Here is a 20,646-nt window from a genome sequence, read left to right as displayed (position 1 = left end):
TTTAAGAAACGATTGAAACTAATTGTTTATTGAAAACTATTAGAAAAATCGAACAACTATTAATATATATGTTTATAGTTGGAAAAATAGAATCAAAAAATAAATTTAACTTCATTCAGTAGAAGTTTCCGAATTTTGTAAGTGTGAGATTAAGGTAAAGGGAAAATCCATTCAGTGAAGGATTAAACCCTAACTGAAATAAATGAACTCAGACTAAGAACGCCACATCCTGTGGCAACGTCTAAGTGACCAACATCCTGTTGGCCTAAAGCCTCCGGCGGATGTCACAGGTTTTTAATGGAAACTTATCGAGCAAGCTCGATAAAAATCTGGACGAAAATACGCCAAGGCGTATTTGATAGAGTTTAATAGTTTTACCACAACAAGTAGAATAATAGCAAGGGCAAAAGGATTAATCCACTGTATTGCACCTCTTTAAGATATAATAGAAAGTATGAAAAATACAAATAAACAGGTGATAAGTTTGAAGAGTTTAGAAGGAAAAAAAGTGCTCATCACGAGCGGAGGTACTTTAGAAAAATGGGACAATGTCCGAGGACACACTAATTTGTCAAAGGGAACGATGGGCTGCTATTTGGCTGAGGCTGCTTTAGAGGCTGGCGGCGAGGTCATTTATCTACACGGTTATTTTGCACAACTTCCAGCAAACGCTTCTCTGATGAAAACCATCATGTTTGAAGGAATAGAAGATTTAGGAAACAAAATCCAATCTATCGTTTCAAGTGAATTTATCGATTTTGTCATTATGGCAGCCGCTGGTTCGGATTGGATAATTGATCAGGTATATGATCAGAAGGGCAATCTGATGGAGGAGAATGGGAAAATGCCTTCCGATGAGCCGCCAATCATCCATTTTAAAAAAGCGCCCAAAATATTAGGACAGATTAAAGGTTGGTCCCCGGAAACAACATTGATCGGATTTAAGCTTGAAGCAACCGAAAATGTTGACTATTTGATCGATCGAGCGAAGTTGCGCATGGATTCTTCAAATGCGGATTTTATGGTTGCAAACAGCTCCAAGTCCTTATACGGATTGAACGAGCCGCATTTTATTGTGAAAAAAGATGGGGAAATAATCAAAAGTAATGGAAAACAAAATACGGCATATAAGCTGTTTGAAGTGTTGAAAGAGAACTAGGTAATATCAATAGGGGAGGGTAATGATGTTTTTACTCGATCATGTTGTGCATTTTGTTGATAAGCCTGAGTTGCTGATTGAAAAAACAAAAGAAATGGGTCTGCATACAGTGAACGGCGGAAAGCATGAAATGTGGGGAACTTATAATTCTTTGTGCTATATAGGGCTAAGCTATATTGAATTTATCGGTATCTATGATCGTTTGCTATTTGAGAAGTCAGCCAAACAACCGTTCACTCTGCACGAAACCTATAAAAAACATAATTTTAAAAATGGCGCGACTCGGATTGCATTAAGGACAAATGATATTGAGAAGGATGCTGAAAACATGAAATCATTCGGGTTGGAAGTATATGGACCTGCTGATTTTTCCAGAACGCGTCCGGATGGGTCAGTATTGAAATGGAAGCTCCTTCATGTTGGACATAAAGACCAATCGCTTGAATTTCCTTTTATCATTCAATGGGAAAAAGGTGACGAAGATCGGCAAGCTGAGTTAGTTGAATCAGGAATGCTGAAAGCGCATCCGGCAGGTAATCTTTATTTCCAAGAAATCGTTTTTCATTGTGAAGACTTTCGAACAGCCTATGATTGGGCAAATATTTTCGGCTTTGGAATCGAAGAATCATCCTCTTCGGTCAAACTGAATGCTCATAATTGCTCGTTTACCTTTAAAAAAGGCACGGAACAAATTTCGCAGATTGTATTCGCAGGGGCAAGCGAGGAAAAGGTTGTGGAAATTGAAGGGACTCAGTATGTATTTCTTGGATAATGGATAGTGAACTGGAAAGTATTTCTCAAAGCTTGAGGATGGCCATTTCTTTGTTTGCCATCCTCACTACCTTTCCCGATTTCTAGGTCCTGGCAATGTCGACAACGGTTGTTGCGATATAGTAAGTGATGATGGATATAACGGCTCCTTTTAAACCGAAGAATAGGAATGCCAAGATAAAAATAAAAATATTGATTGCGAAAATGGCTTCTCCTACAGAAAGGCTTGTTTTGCTGGAGATCAAGAGTGCGAGTACATCCGTTCCGTCCAAAGCGCCTCCATTTCGCAGCACAATGCCAATTCCCAAGCCTAGTAGGATCGCACCGATACAGATTAATAAAATGGTGTTTCCAATCAAAAAAGGAGAAAATACCTCCAAGATTCCTGTGGAGATTGTCAGCGATGAAATGCCTACCGCCGTTGAAAAAGCGAATCGCTTACCTAAATGAACGTAACCCAAAAAGATAAAAGGAATATTTAAAAGGAACAATAAAACACTAAGAGAAAATCCCATTATTTCAGATAACATCATGGAAATCCCCGTTATGCCGCCATCAATTAATCCATTCGGAATTAAAATGACCTCCAGGCTGATGGATGTCAAAATCGCGCCGATCATAATCCGTGGTATTTTCAACATCAACTCGGCTATATATAACTTGTAAGGCTTGTTCGTTCTCAAATAAGATCTCCTCATATGTATAGTTTACTGCAACTCGCCCACTATCATTATTATGAGTACATCGAAAATAAGATACATAGTGTTTCAAAATATTTACTTCATATGGGGTTTATGTATGATGAGGAGAAAAAAATAAACCAGTCCTACATTCCTGTTTGACTGGTCATCAATTTATAATTTAATCACATTGGATGCTTGAGGGCCGCGGTTTCCTTCCACAATGTCAAAAGAGACGGGTTGTCCCTCATCCAAAGTTCGGAATCCCTCATCTTGTATGCCAGTGAAGTGAACGAAAACATCTTCACCATCGTTACATTCAATAAAACCATAACCTTTTTCATTATTGAACCATTTTACTTTCCCTTGGTGCATAGAGGCGTTCTCCTCCCATTAGGCATTTTTTGCTCTTTTAGCAATCACGAATAAAATATACATGATAAAGGTAATAGTGTCAACATTTTGACATTTTCCAACAATCACATGATTGCTCTATAAAAAGTTTATAATAAGAGAGAATGTAAAAGAAAGTAGGGATCACACATGACATTAAAAACAACATTATCCGATTTGGAAATTGCGAATAAAGTTGCAATGAAACCAATTGCCGAGATTGCGGAAGCTGCCAACATTCCTGAAGAGGCATTAGAGCAATATGGAAAATATAAAGCGAAAATTGACCATACGAAAATTCCGCAAAACCTTGAGGGGAAAGTTGTTTTGGTAACAGCAACAAGTCCAACACCAGCCGGCGAAGGAAAATCAACGGTTACTGTCGGCCTATCGGATGCTTTAAGGCAGCTAGATCAAAATGTCATGGTGGCATTGCGCGAACCTTCTCTGGGACCCGTCATGGGGATTAAAGGAGGCGCAACGGGCGGCGGCTATGCACAAGTGGTACCGATGCAAGACATCAATCTGCATTTTACTGGGGACCTGCATGCAATAACGACGGCTAACAATGCTTTATCTGCGCTGATTGATAACCACATCCATCAAGGCAACGAGCTTGGAATCGATCCTCGCCGAATTCTTTGGAAGCGTGTATTGGACATGAATGACCGCTCGCTTCGAAAAGTTTTAATTGGATTGGGAGGACCGACTCAAGGTGTTCCGCGCGAAGATGGTTTCGATATCACGGTCGCATCGGAAATCATGGCCATTCTGTGCCTGGCGACGAGTCTGGAAAATTTAAAGGAACGCCTTAGCCGGATTGTAATCGGCTATACTTATGAGAAAAAGCCAGTTTACGTGAAAGATTTAGGTGTAGAAGGGGCATTGACGTTATTATTGAAAGATGCCTTCAAACCAAATTTAGTCCAAACAATCGAAGGGACGCCTGCACTGATTCATGGAGGCCCATTTGCGAACATTGCGCATGGCTGCAATTCAATCATGGCAACGCAGACTGCCCGTAAACTCGCAGATATTGTTGTAACGGAAGCAGGATTTGGCGCGGATCTGGGTGCGGAAAAGTTCATGAATATTAAGGCACGCCAGGGTGGATTTGCTCCTGATGCCGTTGTGGTGGTTACAACAATCCGTGCACTGAAAATGCACGGCGGTGTTGCAAAAAATGAGCTTTCTAGTGAAAACGTTGCAGCTTTAAAGAATGGAATTCCAAATCTGGAAAAACATATTGATTCAATTCGCCAATTTGGCATTGAACCAATTATTGCCTTGAATCGCTTTATTTCCGATACGGAAAATGAATTGGAGGCCATCATTTCCTGGGCACATCAAAATGGCATTCGCATTGCCCGTACGAATGTTTGGGAAGAAGGCGGAAAAGGTGGATTGGAACTTGCAAACCACGTACTGGAAGTATTGGGACAGCCGAAAAGTTTTACCCATCTTTATGAAACGAGCGATCCAGTCGAAAAGAAAATCGAGGCAATTGTTCAAAGAATATATGGAGGCAATGGTGTCCAATTTACTGACAAAGCAAAAAAGCAAATCTACCAAATCGAACAATTTGGCTGGGATGATTTACCGATTTGTATGGCAAAAACCCAATATTCATTATCGGACAATCCAAATGAATTAGGACGTCCAGAAAACTTTACGGTTACTGTACGCGAAGTGATTCCAAAATTAGGCGCTGGCTTCCTTGTTTGCTTAACGGGCGAAATTATGACAATGCCGGGATTGCCAAAAAAACCAGCAGCACTGAAAATGGATGTTGCAGAAGATGGAAGTGCATTGGGCTTATTCTAAAGCGACTTGAAAATAGCCAAAAAAGGGGAGACTGACAAAAATGGAAGAACAAAAAAATAGCCTTAAACCATTTTTATCATTGATGATCTCCATAGGCATTCCAAAAGGTGCTTTAGCATTTGGCCTGATTTTTAGTTTAATTACTACCGTTGTCGGGCTGACCATTCCTTTATTGACAAGAGAGTTAGTGGATGGATTTTCCCTGGCAGCGGTTAGTATGCCGTTCATCGCTTTAATTGTGGGTGTCTTTATTCTGCAAGCTGTGATTAATGGCATTTCTACTTATTTATTGGCATATGTGGGACAAAAAGCAGTGGCCAATATGCGGGAAACAATGTGGCTAAAAATGATTCATTTGCCTGTGTCCTATTTTGATGCACAGAAAAGCGGTGAGTCGGTAAGTCGCATCGTAAATGATACAGGCATTGTCAAAGACTTGATTTCACAGCACTTCCCTCAATTTATATCAGGGCTCATATCCATCATAGGCGCCGTGATAATTTTATTTTTCATGGATTGGAGAATGACTTTAATCATGCTGATTTCAGTACCGATTACAGTTGCCATTATGATGCCGCTAGGGGCCAAAATGGCGAAAATCTCAAGAGGGCTGCAAGATGAAACTGCCGCTTTTTCAGGCAAGGTTCAGCAAACAATCAGTGAAATTCGTTTAATGAAATCTTCCAATGCTGAAAAATATGAAGAACAACGAGGAAAAGAGGGCGTCGCGTCCCTTTTGAAATTCGGCTTAAAAGAAGCGAGGATTTTTGCGCTAATCGGGCCGTTTATGTATACGGTCGTTATGTTCGTTATTGTCTTGATTATTGGCTATGGTGGTATCCGGGTGGCGGAAGGAACGATGACCACAGGATCACTTGTTGCCTTTCTGCTCTACTTATTCCAAATAATTTTCCCCATTACCACCTTCGCTATGTTTTTCACACAGCTTCAAAAAGCAAAAGGTGCAACAGAGCGAATTATTGGTATATTGGAAATGCCGCATGAAGAGGGGCAAGAAGGTATCGAGATGAGCATTAGAGAGAAAGCAATCAAAGTAATGGATGTTTCATATGCTTACAATGAAGAAAAGCCGGTTTTGAAAAACGTGTCATTCGAAGCGCAGCCTGGCCAAATGATTGCATTTGCGGGACCTAGCGGGGCCGGCAAAACAACTTTGTTCGCCATTCTGGAACGCTATTACAATCCAACCTCAGGTGTCATTAAAGTAGGAGAAACTTCGATTCATGATATTTCTCTCGCTTCTTGGAGAAGCCAAATCGGCTATGTCTCACAGGAAAGCGCCATGATGTCCGGGTCGATTCGAGACAATCTTTGTTATGGCTTGAATGGTGAAATTTCAGATAGCCTACTCTGGCAAGTAACGAAAATGGCTTATGCCGATGAGTTTATTCGTTCTTTTCCAAATGCTCTTGATACGGAAGTAGGCGAGCGTGGCGTAAAACTTTCTGGAGGCCAGAAACAACGGATTGCCATTGCGCGCGCTTTTTTGCGAAATCCTAAAATTTTATTAATGGATGAAGCAACCGCAAGTCTTGATAGCCAATCGGAAAGTGTCGTCCAACAAGCTCTCTCCAGGTTAATGGTAGGCCGTACAACCTTTGTCATCGCCCATCGCCTGTCCACGATAGTTGATGCCGATCAGATAATTTTTCTTGAAAAAGGAGAAATTACAGGTATAGGTACACATTCGGAATTAGTCGAAACGCATGAATTGTATCGGAAATATGCAGAACAACAACTAACTTAATTAACTGCATTTTTCTATGACAGTGAGTGGATAATATGTTTTAATAGTTTCGTTAGTGAAACAACGTGAAAGGGCGATTTTGATGATTACGGTAATTGGAAGTATAAATATGGACCTTGTGGTTAAAACCGCAATATACCCCAAACAAGGCGAAACCGTGCTTGGGGATTTATTTACTACGGTTCCCGGCGGAAAAGGAGCCAATCAGGCAGTGGCAGCAGCGAGGCTAGGAAGTGCTGTAGGAATGATTGGCGCGGTCGGGAATGATGCATTTGGAATAGAGCTATTAAACAACCTAACGAAGGAAAAAATCCTGGTTGAGGGTGTGGGTAAAACAAACACTGCAACTGGAATTGCAAATATTCTTTTACATAACAATGACAATCGAATTATTGTGGTGCCCGGGGCAAATTTTAAGGTTGATCGGGAAATGATTGATCAAAATATTGAGCTAATTAAGGCAAGCAAGCTTATAATGCTGCAATTGGAAATTCCGGTTGATACGATTGATTATGTACTGGATATTTGTGGGCAGCTCTCAATTCCTGTGTTATTGAATCCGGCACCTGCCCGAAACTTTAAAGCAGATTGGATTCACAATGTAACCTACCTCACGCCAAATGAAACGGAATGTGAGGAAATTTTCGGTTCCGATTATGAAACAGTATTAAAGCAATATCCCCACAAAGTTATTGTCACTCTAGGTGGAGAAGGGGCGGCTTATTTTAACGGAGAGGAAATCATCAAAATCCCATGTTGCAAGACGAACGCCGTTGATACGACAGGTGCTGGCGATACATTCAACGGTGCATTTGCCCATGCAATATGTGGGGGCAAGTCGATTGAGGAAAGTGTTCATTTTGCGAATGCGGCAGCTTCAATTTCTGTAGAAAAGTTCGGTGCACAAGGCGGCATGCCGCAATTATCTGAAGTTAATGAGCGATTAAAGAAAATAAAGTAACCAAAAACTGTAATTTGAATTCATTGCAATTCAAATTACAGTTTCTCTTTAACTGCGAAACTGAATTTTCCCTTTTGATACTTTCTCTTTCTCTTTTTCAGCAAATAGTTTGTCGAGAGACATCATGGTGCTTCCCGAAATAACTAAATAAAGGGACATTGCAATTAAGGCTGCGTTATATTCAAATCCATCCAGAAAACCCAGCTCCCCTTTGACAAAATAGATGGCCCCAGCCATGATTCCAATCATTAAGCTGGCAATAAAACGGGTCGAGAAGCCAATAATCAAAAAGAAGCCGCCAAGCAGTTCAATTCCCGCTACCCCATAACCAACTAATTCGGAATAAGGAATCCCGTATTCCGCAAATCTCGTGATGGTTTCAGAGATGCCTTTCTGAAATTTGATCACTCCATGAATTAGGAATATTCCACCTAGCACAACCCTAAGGAAAAATGCCCCAATCTCATATTTGTACATTCGAAACTCACCCCACAAAATATTGTTTCTACTATCTTATTAAAGCTCGTCTAAATATAATACTGATTGAACGAAATAGTTTTGTATAAAATTGCCAGCCGCAAATAAAGGATTATATTTAGCAAATAGGCTGGGAAAATTCGCAAATAAAGAAGCCTTTTTCGCAAATAAGAGCGGAGAAATCGCAAATAGATATATAAAATTCCTCTATAATAGAGTTTGGGAGTGATTAAAAGTATGGAAAAATTACTTAAAGATGTGAAAAGGATATATGAACAATTCGATGCGAGCCATGATTTTCAGCATATCGAAAGAGTGTTGCAAAACGCGGAAAGCATCCTTGCCACAGAACCGGATGCAAACAAAGAAATAGTTCGGATTGCGGTCCTTTTGCATGATGTAAGCGATAAAAAATACAGCGAGGATAAAGAAGCGGAAAACAACCTGCTCCATTCTTTAAACCTTTCAGCCGACCAAAAGCAACATATTAAAGAAATCATTGAAAGCGTCTCTTTTAACGGTGGTAATGAGATTCCTGCGAAGACGATCGAAGCAAAAATTGTGCGCGATGCCGACAGATTGGATGCAATCGGGGCGGTCGGAATTGCGAGGACCTTTGCCTACGGCGGTGCAAAGGGGCGCAAACTTTATGATGATGCGGAAGAGGTGCGCCTAGAAATGTCCGAGGAAGAATATCGTTCGAAAAACACGGCTTCCGTAACTCATTTCTATGAAAAGCTGTTATTATTAAAAGATTTAATGACAACAGTAAAAGGTAAGCAGATGGCGGAAGAACGCCACGCCTTTATGGAAACCTTTTTGCATCAGCTGAAAAATGAAAGGGAAGGAAAAGCTTAAATTCCACAGATAAACAAAAAAATAAAATGTTATTTGTATAAAAAAGCACATACAAATTATTCCATACCATTTAAAATAGTTTTGGAGGGATTTGCAAATGGAAACCAAAATGAACTATTTTATGGAATTGGATAAAATCAGAAAGAGAATGATTGAAGTAAATAAAGGTATCATCACTGGTAATGCTGTAAGTTCATTGAATGCTGCAGAACAATATGAAAAACAACTTATAAAAGCTTCCGAACTGTTGTATCCAAAAGACATAGAGCGTGAGCACAAGATTTTAATGGAATTCTTTAAGTTATGGAGCAAATCCACAGTACTCTTGAACCTGGAAGTCAATACAGAAAAAATAGCGGAGTTAAAGAAGCAGCAAATGAAGTTGCAGGACAGCATTTGCCAGACGCTTGAGAAAATCAGGCTTAAATTAATAGATGAAGAATCATTGTAACGGTCACAATCTAACGGTTGTGGCTTTTTTTTGCTATAAAAAGAATTTGCAAACATCAACTTTGATAAGAGAATCCAGGTTAATGCTTTATTTTACATAATCATTTATAATTAAGTTTATATTAAATCATTGATAGTATTGACTTTGCGACTAGTTATGATATTTCACAAATGATTGCATGTTGCAAAAGCGAATAAACGAAAGAGAAGGAATTTCATGAGCCATTTAATCGTATCAAATTTAACAAAAACCGTTGGCGATAAAACGCTATTTGAGAATATTGAGTTTACCATTTATGAGGGAGAACGTGCAGGCCTCATCGGAATCAATGGGACAGGGAAATCCACGTTGCTATCCATTTTAGCCGGTCAGCAGGAAGCGGACAGTGCAAATCTTGACCATCCCAATAAATATCGAATTGCTTATTTGCCGCAGGAACCTCAGTTCCAAGAAGGTGAAACGGTTCTGCAGGCAGTATTCTCGGGGGATTCACCGATTCTTCAATTAAACAAGCAATATGAGGAGACAGTTAGGGCTTTAGCGCAAAAACCTGAATCGGAAGAATTGCAAAATCAATTATTCCGTTTGCAGCAACAAATGGATAATGAAAAAGCATGGGATGTGAATGCACTTGCAAAGCAAGCCCTCACAAAACTCGGAATTGATCAATACGACCAACAGGTAAAAAATCTTTCAGGCGGCCAACAAAAGCGAGTAGCCTTGGCAAAAGTTTTGATCGAGCCGGCAGATTTGTATTTACTGGATGAACCGACGAACCACTTGGATGTCCAATCCACGGAATGGCTGCAGGAGATGGTCATGCGTCTAAAAGGGGCAGTCATTTTCATTACCCATGACCGCTACTTTTTGGATGAACTTTCCACACACATTTATGAACTTGCCAATCAAACGTTGTATCGCCATACCGGAAATTACGCAGATTATCTTGAGGCAAGAGCCATTCGTGAAGAAATGGATGCAGCATCTCAGGATAAGCTCAGAAACCGCTATCGCTCGGAGTTAAAGTGGATTCGCCGGGGCGCCAAAGCTCGTACAACCAAGCAAAAAGCCAGAATTCAGCGCTTTGAAGAACTGGATTCCAAAATTGAGCGTGGCTCGAATGATGCTAACCTGGAAATGTCTCTTGCTACATCACGCCTTGGTAAAAAGGTAATCGAAGGCGAGCAATTGTCAAAAACGTTTGGTAATCGTGAGATTTTAAAAGACTTTAATTTCTTGCTGCAGCAAGGGGACCGAATTGGCATCATTGGTGCAAATGGATATGGAAAATCCACTTTATTGAATATTATTGCCGGCGAACTTGAAGCGGACGAAGGTGAAGTGATCGTTGGGTCGACAGTGAAAAGAGCCCATTTCAAACAAGTCTTGCCTGCGATGAATGAAAATCAGCGAATGATCGAATATATCCGTGAAGCTTCCAATGACATTACGGACGCGGAAGGGATAAGATATTCCGCCGCGCAAATGCTTGAGAGATTTTTATTTCCCCTACATACTCACGGTACGCCGATTGGAAAATTATCCGGTGGGGAACGCAAACGTCTTCATTTGCTAAAACTGTTAATGGAACAACCAAATGTATTATTGTTGGATGAACCGACAAATGATTTGGATATCGAAACATTGGGAGTGCTGGAAGACTTTATCGAGCACTTCCCGGGTGTCATAATGACGATTTCCCATGATCGATTTTTCCTTGATCGCATCGCCAAGAAATTGTGGATACTGGATGGACAAGGTAATGTCCATGAAAGCCTGGATGTCTACAGCGACTATTTAGCAAAACAACAGCTGGCCGATAAAGAAGAAGCAAAAGAAGTTCGAGTAGAAAAGCCTAAACCGCAAAAAGCAAAAAGCGAAAAGAAAAAGCTTTCATTCAAAGAACAAAAAGAATGGGAAACAATTTCTGATGATATTGCCAAAGTTGAACAAGAAATCGAAACAACTGAAGAAGGCATTTCAACGGCGGGCAGTGATTATACAAAGCTACAGGAGCTAACAGAAAAATTGGATGAACTGAACAAAGAGTACGAAAGACTAATTGAGAGATGGACATATCTTGACGACATCGTAAATGGATAGGAGAGATACTATGAAAATCAAAACAATTGAACCGACACCGAGTCCGAACTCGATGAAAGTGGTTGTAGATGAAGAACTTCCATTTGGAAAGGCTTTTAATTATACAAAAGAAAATCAACAGGATGCTCCCCAGCAAATTCAGGCGATTCTTCAAATTGAAGGAGTTAAAGGCGTCTATCGCGTAGCGGACTTTTTAGCCGTTGAACGCAATGCCAAATATAGTTGGGAGACGCTTCTTTCCGGTGTACGAATTGCACTGGGGGAACAAGGGGAACCGGTTGAGCAACAAGATGCTGCCCCGGACCATTTTGGCGAGGTTTTTGTTCACGTTCAAATGTTTCGAGGTCTACCGCTCCAAATAAAGGTATTTGACTCGTCATCGGAACATCGGATTTCTGCTGGTGAACGTTTTGTGCAAGCCTTCCAGTCAATCGAAGTCAACAAGTTTGATGATAATTATCTTCTCGAACGTAAATGGGTGGATTTTGGCGTTCGCTATGGAGAAAAAGAAGAAATTGCTCAAAGTATATTGGAAGAAATATATGCAGCTTATCCAGATGAGCGAGTGTCTCAAATCATAGAGGGTGCCAATAAAAAGAACACAGTAACTCAAAAACGCGAAAAAGTAACGCTGGAACAGTATCTCGCGGCAGAAGGCTGGCAAAAACGATACCAGTTGCTCGATCAGCTGCCGGATCCGGAAGTGGAAGATTTGCCGTTGCTTGAAAAAGCGCTGGAGGATGAGCAAATGTCCATCCGCCGCTTAGCGGTCGTGTATTTGGGCATGATTGAAGATGTTGCAGTGGTTCCATATCTTGCTCGCGCTTTAAAAGATAAAAGCGGGGCAGTTCGCCGCACGGCAGGAGATTGCATGAGCGACTTGGGATTTGTGGAATTTGAGCCCTATATGATGGAAGCGTTAAAAGATAAAAACAAACTTGTGAGATGGCGCGCGGCCATGTATCTGTTTGAAACGGGAACGGAAAAATGCCTTCCCGCCCTGCATGAAGCTGAAGATGACAAGGAATTTGAAGTAAAACTGCAAGTGAAAATGGCAATCGCCCGAATCGAACAAGGCGAAGACGCAAAAGGGTCAGTCTGGAAGCAGATGACGGAACGGTAGGAACTAGCGCGACGATAAGGTATTGCACAGGAGTAGCATTGAATGAGAGGAACTTGTCCAATTAATAATTATTTATGGGACAGGAACAGCATGGTACGAGAGCAAGTTGTTCAATAAATGGAAGTAATTGGACAGGTAACCCTTTACTGGAAGAGAGGCTGTCCAATATAAATCGCTTATACGATAGACCAACTCTCATTTTGATAAATTTATCTCTTTTCCACGCATAATAAATAAGGGTGGCCCTTCAAAATTGTTGCACAACAATTTAAAGGCCACCCTTTTTAACTTGATCTCTAATCATGAGCTTGTTTGGAAGGCTTTCGAATCGTAAAGAAAATTCCACCGAAAATCAATAAAATCCCCACTACTTGCAAAGAGGTTGGAACAAAGGAAAGAATCAAAATATCGAGCAATATTGCAACAAGAGGATCAACAAATGTCAAGACGGACACCAAAAAGGTTGGAAGATTTCGGATACTATCGAAAAATAAATAGTACACAAAGCCGGTATGTATTAATCCGGTGCCAAGTATGTAGAACCAATTGGATACCGATAGTCCGGTGAAGACAGTAAAATCGCTAAACGGTAAAAGCATGGCAATCCCTATTGCGGTTTGGATAAACGTCATTGAATAGGGTGATAACTGCTTTACCGTTTTACTTGTAATCATTGTTAGTGCATAGCAAAGCGCTGAAAGAATGGCCCACACAAAACCGGAACCTACCAATTGTTCAATTGATTGAAAGTTTTCGATATTGACTATCAATATACTTCCGAGGAAACATACAATGGTTGCAGTAAGTGCGCGAATTGTCATTTTTTCCTTCAAAAAAAGAGAGCCAAAAATCAATACAAAAATCGGCGCTAAATTATAGATGGAGATTGCAACGGAAATGGACATCGCTTCAAAGGCTTTAAAAAGAAATACCCAGTTCAAGACAAGAAAAATTCCGCAAAGGCAGGTTTGCAATACTTCCTTTTTGCTCCAAATCTCAGTCCGATGCCCGCCAGTTATAAACCACATCAAACTTAAGAAGATGGTAGCGCAGATACACCGTACGAATACCAGCTCTACAGCAGGAACTCCCGTATGAATCGTGAAAAACCCGATTGACCCAAAAATCGCCATAGCGATGGTTAACTTTGCAATACCGCCCACATTCATAATACCAGCTACTTTCAAAATAATATCGATTCTACTATATCAAACTTGGTGGAACGGCAACCACTCTTTCAATGAAAAAAAGTTACCTTATAGACAAACTAATAAGGTAACCATTTGTTTAGTTGGATGGGAGACTATTTAAAAACTCATTTCGCTGTTCTTCTGTTTGCTGTTCGCCATCAAGAAGCAGGACACCAACCTGATAACTTTTCTGATCATCTTCTACAACAAACTGCAAATTAACATCTTGCTGATTTCCTTCAATTTCGCAAGCACCTTTGAATTCCACAACATTCTGGTTTTTTTGCGTTTTAAAGTAAACCCATTTTCCCTCTGAGCAGGAAGCATCCAATGCTTGTTCATATTGATCTTGAGTGCTGCCGATTTTGGATTGTTTTATGTATGTAATATACTCATTATCCGTGATTTCTTCCTGCGGTCCATAATAATACCAAAAAGCCACGATAATAAGGATTGGCACAATCCATAAAATCGTCCGTTTTGAAACGTTCTGCATTAACATTTCCCCCTTTTTACCCCAATGAGAAATATTATAGCAATCTATTACGTTCCTTACTATAAAATATTGATAGATTCGACTTAAAACAAAAAGAAGCTGCCTTAACAAAGGCAACCTCTTTGCTGAATGTTACTCCTCTAAATAATCAAATTTCCGGGCATGTTCGGCTTCCTTCAAGGCAACTTGCTGGGTTAATGCATCGTGTTGGGAAATATGGAATGAATCCAACTCATCATTAACGGCAATTTCTTCTGGGTCTTCATATAAATCATCGTAACTTTCAAAATCCCCTTCAAAATCGGAAGGCGTTTCAGAAGTACCATATTTGGCAACGACTTGGAAGACATCTTCACTATCGTGAATATCATCTTTGTCATCCCTTCCGGCAAAGGAATTATCAACGGGCGGTAGAATGACTTGTTCTTCCACCGGCCGGCCCTTTGGAATGGATTGGGCATCTGTATGTTCAATGCAAAACGCAGTGTACGGCAGGGCTTCCAGTCGCTCATATGGGATATCTTTTTGGCAAACTTCACATACTCCATATGTTCCGTTTTTTATTTTGTCCAACGCTGCATTGATTTTCGTCAATTCATCATTATCGTGTACCTTTAACGCCATATCTTTTTCGCGTTCGTATAACTCGGTGGCCAAATCAGCCGGGTGGTTATCGATGGTTGATAACTCATCAACGGAATCACGCAAACTGCCTCGTTCAAGATACTCATCATCTTCACCCATATTACGGAGCAGCGTGTTTTTTTGCTCAATCAACATTTTCTGCAAATTGGAAATTTCATTTTCGTTTAAAATAGTAATCACGTCCTTTTTTTTATTATGAACGAATTTAGATGAAGTATTTATCAAAAAATATTTTTGACACACAGAAAGTATAATTTCCACAAAACATCCGCTAAGATTTGCTTTCAAATCCGATTTTTCAGCATGGTTTACAATAAGGGAGCATTTTAATTATTTCACAAAACGAAAACTTCTATTTATACTTAGAATGATAAAAGGGGGGTCTGCCAATGAAAGCACTTTTAATCGCAGAAAAGCCGTCTCTTATGCGCGATATACAAAAAGTTTATAAAAAAATGCAACTGCCTTACGAAATCGATTTTGCATCGTTCGTTGGGCATGTGGTGGAATTGAAGGAACCGCATGAATACAAGCCTGAATGGAAAAAGTGGAAACTTGAAGTGTTGCCGATGATTCCGGAAAAATACGAATTCCGCGTAAAAAAATCGGCCTATAAAGTGTATAAGGAAATCGAGCAGCTCTTAAAATCAAATCACTATGATTTTATTATCAATGCCTGTGATGCCGGGATGGAAGGAGAAAATATTTTTTATTCCTTTTATAAAAGAGTTGGCTGCAGACTGCCGGTCAAACGATTTTGGACTTCGCAAACAACCGATAAGGCCATTCAACAGGCATTATTAAATTTGATTGATGAACAGGATGCTTTAATCAGAAATTTACGTCATGCCGCCATGTATCGAACCATTTTTGATTGGCTCATCGGATTGAATTTAACAAGGGCCGCGACAGTAAAGGGTGGACGTGTGATCAAGGTGGGGCGGGTAATGACGCCGACGCTTGCAATTGTGGTAAAAAGAGAACTGGAAATTCAGCAATTTAAAGCAGAGCCCTATTATCAAGTGGAATTGAATCTTGGCCAATTTAAAGCGCTTTGGTATGACCTGAAAACGAATGAAAATAAGCTGAAAACACTGGAAGCGGCACAAGCCATTCTTTCTTCCATAGGTCCCACGGCAGTTGTTCGAGATCTTAAAACAGAACGAAAAACAATAAGTGCACCACCTTTGCATTCTCTTTTGGAACTGCAAAAGGAAGCAAATAAATTCTACGGTTTCACCTCTTCTGAAACGTTGAAAATTGCTCAAAGCTTATATGAGAAAAAGCTCATTACATATCCGAGAACGGAATCAAAGCATCTTCCGACAGGTTTTGCCCAAAATATTGTAGTCAATTTACAGTCTTTATCTTCCTTGGAGGAATATCGCCCGATTGCTCAGCAAATTATAAGCGATCCATCTGCCATATCATCAACCATCCGTTCCAAAAAATATGTGGACGATAAAAAGCTGACCGACCACCATGCCATAACAGTAACCGAAATGCCTATTGGAAGGAAAAAACTTTCTCCTCAAGAATTGAAAATCTATCATTTAATTGCTAGAAGATTATTGGCGATCTTTATGCGACCGTATGTGATTGATAAAACGGCTGCTGTTCTGCAATCCAATGAATTCTTTTTTAAAGCGAATGGCCATATGGTAATCGATCCGGGTTATACGGTGCTATATGAATCGTTCAAGAAAAAACAAGAGCATCCATTGCCTTCGATGAATATTGGGATGGAATGCCCGATTCGCGATGCGAAAGTGTTATCAAAAATGACGGAACCGCCTGCGCGGTATACGGATAGTTCATTGCTGGATGCGATGTTCCATGCGGGTCGGTTTGTTGAGGATAAACAGCTGCAAAAAATATTGAAGGATGCTGAAGGAATTGGCACTTCCGCAACACGTGCCGAAATTATTGAAAAGTTGATTTCCATTGGCATGATTGCTAGGGAAGGAAATTCCTTAAAAGCGACTTCATTTGGAATTGATGTTATCCAAAGTCTAGCCCACCATGAAATCGTTTCTCCGGAATTGACTGCAGTTTGGAGCAAAAAGCTAAAAGACATTGCCGATGGACAAATGAATTCAAGCGAGTTTTACAAAGAGATGTTAGGGTATGTAAAGCAAATCACCGATAAATTTATCGCCCTGAATATGGACGTTGCCGAAAAAGAGGTGGTGACGGTGGGAAAATGCCCTGAGTGCGGACAACCTGTGGCGGAAGGTTTTAAAGGATATTCTTGTACCAATAAAACCTGCAAGTTCTTTATCAGCAAGCTGATCATGAAAGGCAAAATTACGCCAACCGATGCCAAGAAACTGCTGAACGGCAAAGAAACCAGGGAAATTCGCTTTACTTGGAAAAGCGGTAAAAAAGGAAAAGCCAAGTTGAAATTAGTTGATTCCAAACTAGAATTTGTTTTCTCAAATCTAGAAAAAAGTAAATAAATTTTTTTAACTAGTATAGTTGCCTCCGGTAGTTTGATAGATTTGCATATATTAATTGCAATCTAACAGAAAGGAGGCTATTTATGTTCAACGAAGAGTTTAATGACAATAGATTCAACTCCAGAGAATGCACATGTGGTCAACGACGTAATATGCGTAATATGAGAAACAATAATTTTCGTCATTTATTTGAAGTCTATGGAGCACGCCATCTAGAGCGTCAAATGAATAACTTTGGGTTCAACCGTGATCACTTTATCCATCATGGAAATTGTAGACACTTTGATGATCACCACGTTTGTGGTAGTGGACACCACCATGGATGTAGACATTGCAATGAGCATCAAGAAGGATGCGGATGTAGACACCATAATGAGCATCACCATGGATTCGAGCATGGGCACCACCATGAGCATCAAGAAGGATGTAGATGTAGACATCACAACGAGCATCAAGATGGATGCAGATGTAGACATCGTAATGAGCATCACCATGGATTCGAGCATGGGCACCACCATGAGCATCAAGAAGGATGTAGATGTAGACATCACAACGAGCATCAAGATGGATGCAGATGTAGACATCGTAATGAGCATCACCATGGATTCGAGCATGGGCACCACCATGAGCATCAAGAAGGATGTAGATGTAGACATCACAACGAGCATCAAGATGGATGCAGATGTAGACATCGTAATGAGCATCACCATGGATTCGAGCATGGGCACCACCATGAGCATCAAGAAGGATGTAGATGTAGACATCACAACGAGCATCAAGATGGATGCAGATGTAGACATCGTAATGAGCATCACCATGGATTCGAGCATGGGCACCACCATGAGCATCAAGAAGGATGTAGATGTAGACATCACAACGAGCATCAAGATGGATGCAGATGTAGACATCGTAATGAGCATCACAATGGATTCGAGCATGGGCACCACCATGAGCATCAAGAAGGATGTAGATGTAGACATCACAACGAGCATCAAGATGGATGCAGATGTAGACATCGCAATGAGCATAACCATGGATTCGAGCATGGGCACCACCATGAATTCGAGCGCGGACACCATCATGGACATCAAGATGGATGTGGATGTGGACGCCATGAATCCCATGGATCTAAGCACGGTCAACTTCATCATTTTGCGTGTAACCACTGTAGACACACACATCATTGTCCCAATCACTTTCGTCTAAACTTACGTGGATTCAGAGACAATTTAAATTTTAAATTGTTATGCAACCATCATAAGCCGATTGAAATTGGAACAGTTGGGCGAAGAAAATTCAGAGGCAAGACAAAGCATGTTGGCGTTGATTTTGTCGATATTAAAGAAAATCGCCATTCGATGATGACCCTTTTAAAAGATAAAATGGAATATATAAAATGGCTGGATGACAATAACCAAAACGAAAAGTGCTGCTAGAAGATTAGTGCTTGCTAAAAATCTTTAGTCAAATTCAAAAGCGATGAATAACATAGTGGGTAATAAAGGAGATAAGAAAAATGACTCAAACAATTTCCAAAGTTACTAGCTGTTTATTCATTGCTTTTCTTTTTATGTTCATGAGTTCGTTTGTTAGTGCACACGTGTTTGTTGTGGAAGAAACACCCCTTCCAAACAGTACATTGGAATCTTCTCCAAGCAGCATCAGTATAAAGTTTAGCAATCAAGTCGACAGCAGTTTTTCAATCAAGGTTTTGGATATGGAGAATCAGGAGGTTGATGTTAGGGTAGCTTCCATAAGTGAAGATAAAAAAACAATTGAAAGCCAACTTCCACAACTGCCCAATGGCCAGTACAAAGTGCAGTATGCTGTCATTTCTTCAAATGACGGTCATGTAATCGAGGGAAACTATACTTTTCATGTGAATTGGAAATCGTCCCCGTCAATTAATCATGATTATGTTAAAGAAGAGACTTCAGGAAGCATTGGTAAGTCACAAGGAAATGATATGTCGAATGCATCTAACTTTGAGAATAATCAAGATTCAGCTGATTATTTGGGGATGATTCATTATATTGCAAAAGCAATTTACTATTTTGGATTATTGATGATTGTAGGCTGGATTCTTATTTGGCGAACTATAAAAAACCATTCTTTTGAATTGAGAAAAAAATTTTTATTTTTTGGGATGATTTTTCAATTAATCCATTTTACTGGATTAATGATTTTCTTGTTGGTTCAGATGAATGTTTTTACAAGTCAGGGGATTTCTTTCAAATTTGATTTCCCTATTGATACTCTATTCGGAAAACTATGGATTGTCTCGCTGATTTTTTCTTTAGCTGGTTTTTTCTTTTTATTTAAAAATCGATTGTTTGATTTTTTGTGGGTGCTTACAATCGTTGTTGCTAAAAGTTTTAACGGCCATACGCAGGAATTCGAACCAACTTCTCTGCTAGTAGCCTTAAATGGTATTCATCTTTTTGCAGCAGCAATTTGGGCAGCAGGTCTCTTCTATATGCTGTTATTTTGGAGAAAGCAGCAGCTCTATGTAAAAAGTTTTTTACCTATTTTTTCGAAGGCTGCCGTTATTAGTATTGTCTTGTTGAGCGTTTCGGGGAGCATAATTTCTTATCTATATCTGCCCGATCAAGATGCCATACTGACGGATTGGGGTATTGTGTTGCTGTTTAAAATTGCAGCTGTCTTGGGGGTTGTCGTGATTGGAGCTTTCATACGAATGAAAATGAAAAGGGGAAGACTAGCGGATTTAAAATTACCGATAAAAATAGATTTTCTGTTACTTATAATTTTAATCATTTTAGTGTCAATTTTAACATCTTTAAATCCGCTGCCCTAGTCAAGACCTAATAGAAAAACAGAGCAATCCAAACATGATATAGACCAGCAAAGAACAGAATGTAACAAGCATTAGGTCTGCAACGACCCCGATCATAGGTCCCATAATGCCTGCCATCAGTCCATTGGATACACCGGAGAGTAATGTCTGGTAATCAACTAAAGCACCAAAGAGAGCACCAATCCCCATAGCCAAAATTGTAGCGAAAATAGTAATGACAGTATAGTGGGCGGGGAATGCATAACCCAGTAAGGTACCAACAGCAATGCCCATGATTCCGCTGGCTGTCATTGCAAGATTCATGCCAAGATGATAACTAATAAGATACCTCATTTTTCTCAAGAACAAGTAAGAAACAACGCAAACCAAAAAATAGCTGGCAAGAACAAATAAAATTAAAATACTCAAAAAATATCCCCTCCTCACTTATTGTATGAAAATGCCGAGCCAGCTTGTGACAGTTTCATACA

19 protein-coding genes are annotated in these 20,646 nt (G+C 40.0%); 11 read left to right on the top strand and 8 right to left on the bottom strand.

Translation table 11 applies throughout. The features are described 5' to 3' along the window. The first annotated feature begins 484 nt into the window (after positions 1–484). Both D1B33_RS08980 and D1B33_RS08975 read left to right on the top strand, forming a co-directional pair. The gene (locus D1B33_RS08980) at positions 485–1,159 is read left to right on the top strand and encodes a phosphopantothenoylcysteine decarboxylase domain-containing protein (protein WP_233549431.1); all 675 of its coding nucleotides are present in this window, start codon (positions 485–487) and stop codon (positions 1,157–1,159) included. A gap of 25 nt (positions 1,160–1,184) precedes the next feature. Further along, positions 1,185–1,931, top strand: coding sequence for a VOC family protein (locus D1B33_RS08975; RefSeq protein ID WP_158582953.1), 747 nt, complete (start codon positions 1,185–1,187; stop codon positions 1,929–1,931). A gap of 82 nt (positions 1,932–2,013) precedes the next feature. Here the strand turns inward: D1B33_RS08975 and D1B33_RS08970 are convergent, their stop codons facing one another. Together D1B33_RS08970 and D1B33_RS08965 are read right to left on the bottom strand one after the other, a co-directional pair. Continuing rightward, positions 2,014–2,613: a YitT family protein gene (locus tag D1B33_RS08970; RefSeq protein WP_158582952.1), complete on the bottom strand. Its 600-nt coding sequence runs from the start codon at positions 2,611–2,613 to the stop codon at positions 2,014–2,016. 171 nt (positions 2,614–2,784) lie between these two features. Continuing rightward, positions 2,785–2,985 (bottom strand): cold-shock protein, encoded by a 201-nt coding sequence (locus D1B33_RS08965; RefSeq protein WP_118876031.1) that lies wholly within the window; start codon positions 2,983–2,985, stop codon positions 2,785–2,787. A gap of 168 nt (positions 2,986–3,153) precedes the next feature. Between D1B33_RS08965 and D1B33_RS08960 the strand changes: the two genes are divergently transcribed. From D1B33_RS08960 to rbsK, 3 genes are all read left to right on the top strand, one after another. After that, positions 3,154–4,827, top strand: a complete 1,674-nt coding sequence (locus D1B33_RS08960) for a formate--tetrahydrofolate ligase (RefSeq protein WP_118876030.1) — start codon at positions 3,154–3,156, stop codon at positions 4,825–4,827. A 40-nt stretch (positions 4,828–4,867) separates the two neighbouring features. Continuing rightward, a complete protein-coding gene (locus D1B33_RS08955; RefSeq protein WP_118876029.1) occupies positions 4,868–6,595 on the top strand; it encodes an ABC transporter ATP-binding protein in 1,728 nt (575 codons plus the stop codon). Between the two features lie 82 nt (positions 6,596–6,677). Continuing rightward, a complete protein-coding gene (gene rbsK / locus D1B33_RS08950) occupies positions 6,678–7,556 on the top strand; it encodes a ribokinase (protein ID WP_118876028.1) in 879 nt (292 codons plus the stop codon). 48 nt (positions 7,557–7,604) lie between these two features. Here rbsK and D1B33_RS08945 read toward each other — a convergent pair whose 3' ends face one another. Next, complete coding sequence (locus D1B33_RS08945) at positions 7,605–8,033, bottom strand: DoxX family protein (RefSeq protein ID WP_118876027.1); 429 nt, start codon at positions 8,031–8,033, stop codon at positions 7,605–7,607. A 237-nt stretch (positions 8,034–8,270) separates the two neighbouring features. Between D1B33_RS08945 and D1B33_RS08940 the strand changes: the two genes are divergently transcribed. The 4 genes from D1B33_RS08940 to D1B33_RS08925 all read left to right on the top strand — a co-directional run bounded on the left by D1B33_RS08940 (position 8,271) and on the right by D1B33_RS08925 (position 12,568). After that, entirely contained in the window at positions 8,271–8,891 is a 621-nt protein-coding gene (locus tag D1B33_RS08940; RefSeq protein ID WP_118876026.1) for an HD domain-containing protein, read from the top strand. A gap of 97 nt (positions 8,892–8,988) precedes the next feature. Beyond that, the gene (locus D1B33_RS08935) at positions 8,989–9,342 is read left to right on the top strand and encodes a hypothetical protein (RefSeq protein WP_118876025.1); all 354 of its coding nucleotides are present in this window, start codon (positions 8,989–8,991) and stop codon (positions 9,340–9,342) included. Between the two features lie 216 nt (positions 9,343–9,558). Then, positions 9,559–11,445: an ABC-F family ATP-binding cassette domain-containing protein gene (locus D1B33_RS08930; protein WP_118876024.1), complete on the top strand. Its 1,887-nt coding sequence runs from the start codon at positions 9,559–9,561 to the stop codon at positions 11,443–11,445. A gap of 10 nt (positions 11,446–11,455) precedes the next feature. Beyond that, positions 11,456–12,568, top strand: coding sequence for a conserved virulence factor C family protein (locus tag D1B33_RS08925; protein ID WP_118876023.1), 1,113 nt, complete (start codon positions 11,456–11,458; stop codon positions 12,566–12,568). 296 nt (positions 12,569–12,864) lie between these two features. Here the strand turns inward: D1B33_RS08925 and D1B33_RS08920 are convergent, their stop codons facing one another. From D1B33_RS08920 to D1B33_RS08910, 3 genes are all read right to left on the bottom strand, one after another. After that, positions 12,865–13,737 (bottom strand): DMT family transporter, encoded by an 873-nt coding sequence (locus tag D1B33_RS08920; RefSeq protein ID WP_118876022.1) that lies wholly within the window; start codon positions 13,735–13,737, stop codon positions 12,865–12,867. A 118-nt stretch (positions 13,738–13,855) separates the two neighbouring features. Further along, on the bottom strand, positions 13,856–14,254 hold the full coding sequence (locus tag D1B33_RS08915; RefSeq protein ID WP_118876021.1) for a glucosamine 6-phosphate synthetase: 399 nt from the start codon (positions 14,252–14,254) through the stop codon (positions 13,856–13,858). A gap of 132 nt (positions 14,255–14,386) precedes the next feature. After that, positions 14,387–15,070, bottom strand: a complete 684-nt coding sequence (locus D1B33_RS08910; RefSeq protein ID WP_118876087.1) for a TraR/DksA C4-type zinc finger protein — start codon at positions 15,068–15,070, stop codon at positions 14,387–14,389. A 218-nt stretch (positions 15,071–15,288) separates the two neighbouring features. On the opposite strand from D1B33_RS08910, the gene D1B33_RS08905 reads away from it, so the two are divergent. After that, a complete protein-coding gene (locus D1B33_RS08905; protein WP_118876020.1) occupies positions 15,289–17,358 on the top strand; it encodes a DNA topoisomerase in 2,070 nt (689 codons plus the stop codon). Between the two features lie 212 nt (positions 17,359–17,570). On the opposite strand, the gene D1B33_RS18325 is transcribed toward D1B33_RS08905, so the two are convergent. Next, entirely contained in the window at positions 17,571–18,533 is a 963-nt protein-coding gene (locus tag D1B33_RS18325; RefSeq protein WP_158582951.1) for a hypothetical protein, read from the bottom strand. Positions 18,534–18,874: 341 nt separating this feature from the next. Between D1B33_RS18325 and D1B33_RS08890 the strand changes: the two genes are divergently transcribed. Then, positions 18,875–20,176, top strand: coding sequence for a copper resistance CopC/CopD family protein (locus tag D1B33_RS08890; protein WP_118876017.1), 1,302 nt, complete (start codon positions 18,875–18,877; stop codon positions 20,174–20,176). Here the strand turns inward: D1B33_RS08890 and D1B33_RS08885 are convergent, their stop codons facing one another. Then, positions 20,177–20,584 carry a hypothetical protein gene (locus D1B33_RS08885; protein WP_233549429.1) on the bottom strand — a complete coding sequence of 136 codons (408 nt, stop codon included), beginning with the start codon at positions 20,582–20,584 and terminating at the stop codon, positions 20,177–20,179. Positions 20,585–20,646: the final 62 nt, after the last annotated feature.

The organism is Ureibacillus yapensis (assembly GCF_003515775.1).
Taxonomy (GTDB): domain Bacteria; phylum Bacillota; class Bacilli; order Bacillales_A; family Planococcaceae; genus Ureibacillus; species Ureibacillus yapensis.
Note: the sequence above shows the minus strand (reverse complement) of the source record. Positions and strands in the feature narration are given on the sequence as shown.

What these genes read in the sequence shown, in the direction of transcription:
- D1B33_RS08955 (WP_118876029.1), top strand. Translation starts at nt 4,868, where the DNA reads ATGGAAGAACAAAAAAATAGCCTTAAACCATTTTTATCATTGATGATC.
- D1B33_RS08905 (WP_118876020.1), top strand. Translation starts at nt 15,289, where the DNA reads ATGAAAGCACTTTTAATCGCAGAAAAGCCGTCTCTTATGCGCGATATA.
- D1B33_RS08890 (WP_118876017.1), top strand. Translation starts at nt 18,875, where the DNA reads ATGACTCAAACAATTTCCAAAGTTACTAGCTGTTTATTCATTGCTTTT.
- D1B33_RS08930 (WP_118876024.1), top strand. Translation starts at nt 9,559, where the DNA reads ATGAGCCATTTAATCGTATCAAATTTAACAAAAACCGTTGGCGATAAA.
- D1B33_RS08940 (WP_118876026.1), top strand. Translation starts at nt 8,271, where the DNA reads ATGGAAAAATTACTTAAAGATGTGAAAAGGATATATGAACAATTCGAT.
- D1B33_RS08915 (WP_118876021.1), bottom strand. Translation starts at nt 14,254, where the DNA reads ATGCAGAACGTTTCAAAACGGACGATTTTATGGATTGTGCCAATCCTT.
- D1B33_RS08945 (WP_118876027.1), bottom strand. Translation starts at nt 8,033, where the DNA reads ATGTACAAATATGAGATTGGGGCATTTTTCCTTAGGGTTGTGCTAGGT.
- rbsK (WP_118876028.1), top strand. Translation starts at nt 6,678, where the DNA reads ATGATTACGGTAATTGGAAGTATAAATATGGACCTTGTGGTTAAAACC.
- D1B33_RS08920 (WP_118876022.1), bottom strand. Translation starts at nt 13,737, where the DNA reads ATGAATGTGGGCGGTATTGCAAAGTTAACCATCGCTATGGCGATTTTT.
- D1B33_RS08960 (WP_118876030.1), top strand. Translation starts at nt 3,154, where the DNA reads ATGACATTAAAAACAACATTATCCGATTTGGAAATTGCGAATAAAGTT.
- D1B33_RS08965 (WP_118876031.1), bottom strand. Translation starts at nt 2,985, where the DNA reads ATGCACCAAGGGAAAGTAAAATGGTTCAATAATGAAAAAGGTTATGGT.
- D1B33_RS08935 (WP_118876025.1), top strand. Translation starts at nt 8,989, where the DNA reads ATGGAAACCAAAATGAACTATTTTATGGAATTGGATAAAATCAGAAAG.
- D1B33_RS08975 (WP_158582953.1), top strand. Translation starts at nt 1,185, where the DNA reads ATGTTTTTACTCGATCATGTTGTGCATTTTGTTGATAAGCCTGAGTTG.
- D1B33_RS08925 (WP_118876023.1), top strand. Translation starts at nt 11,456, where the DNA reads ATGAAAATCAAAACAATTGAACCGACACCGAGTCCGAACTCGATGAAA.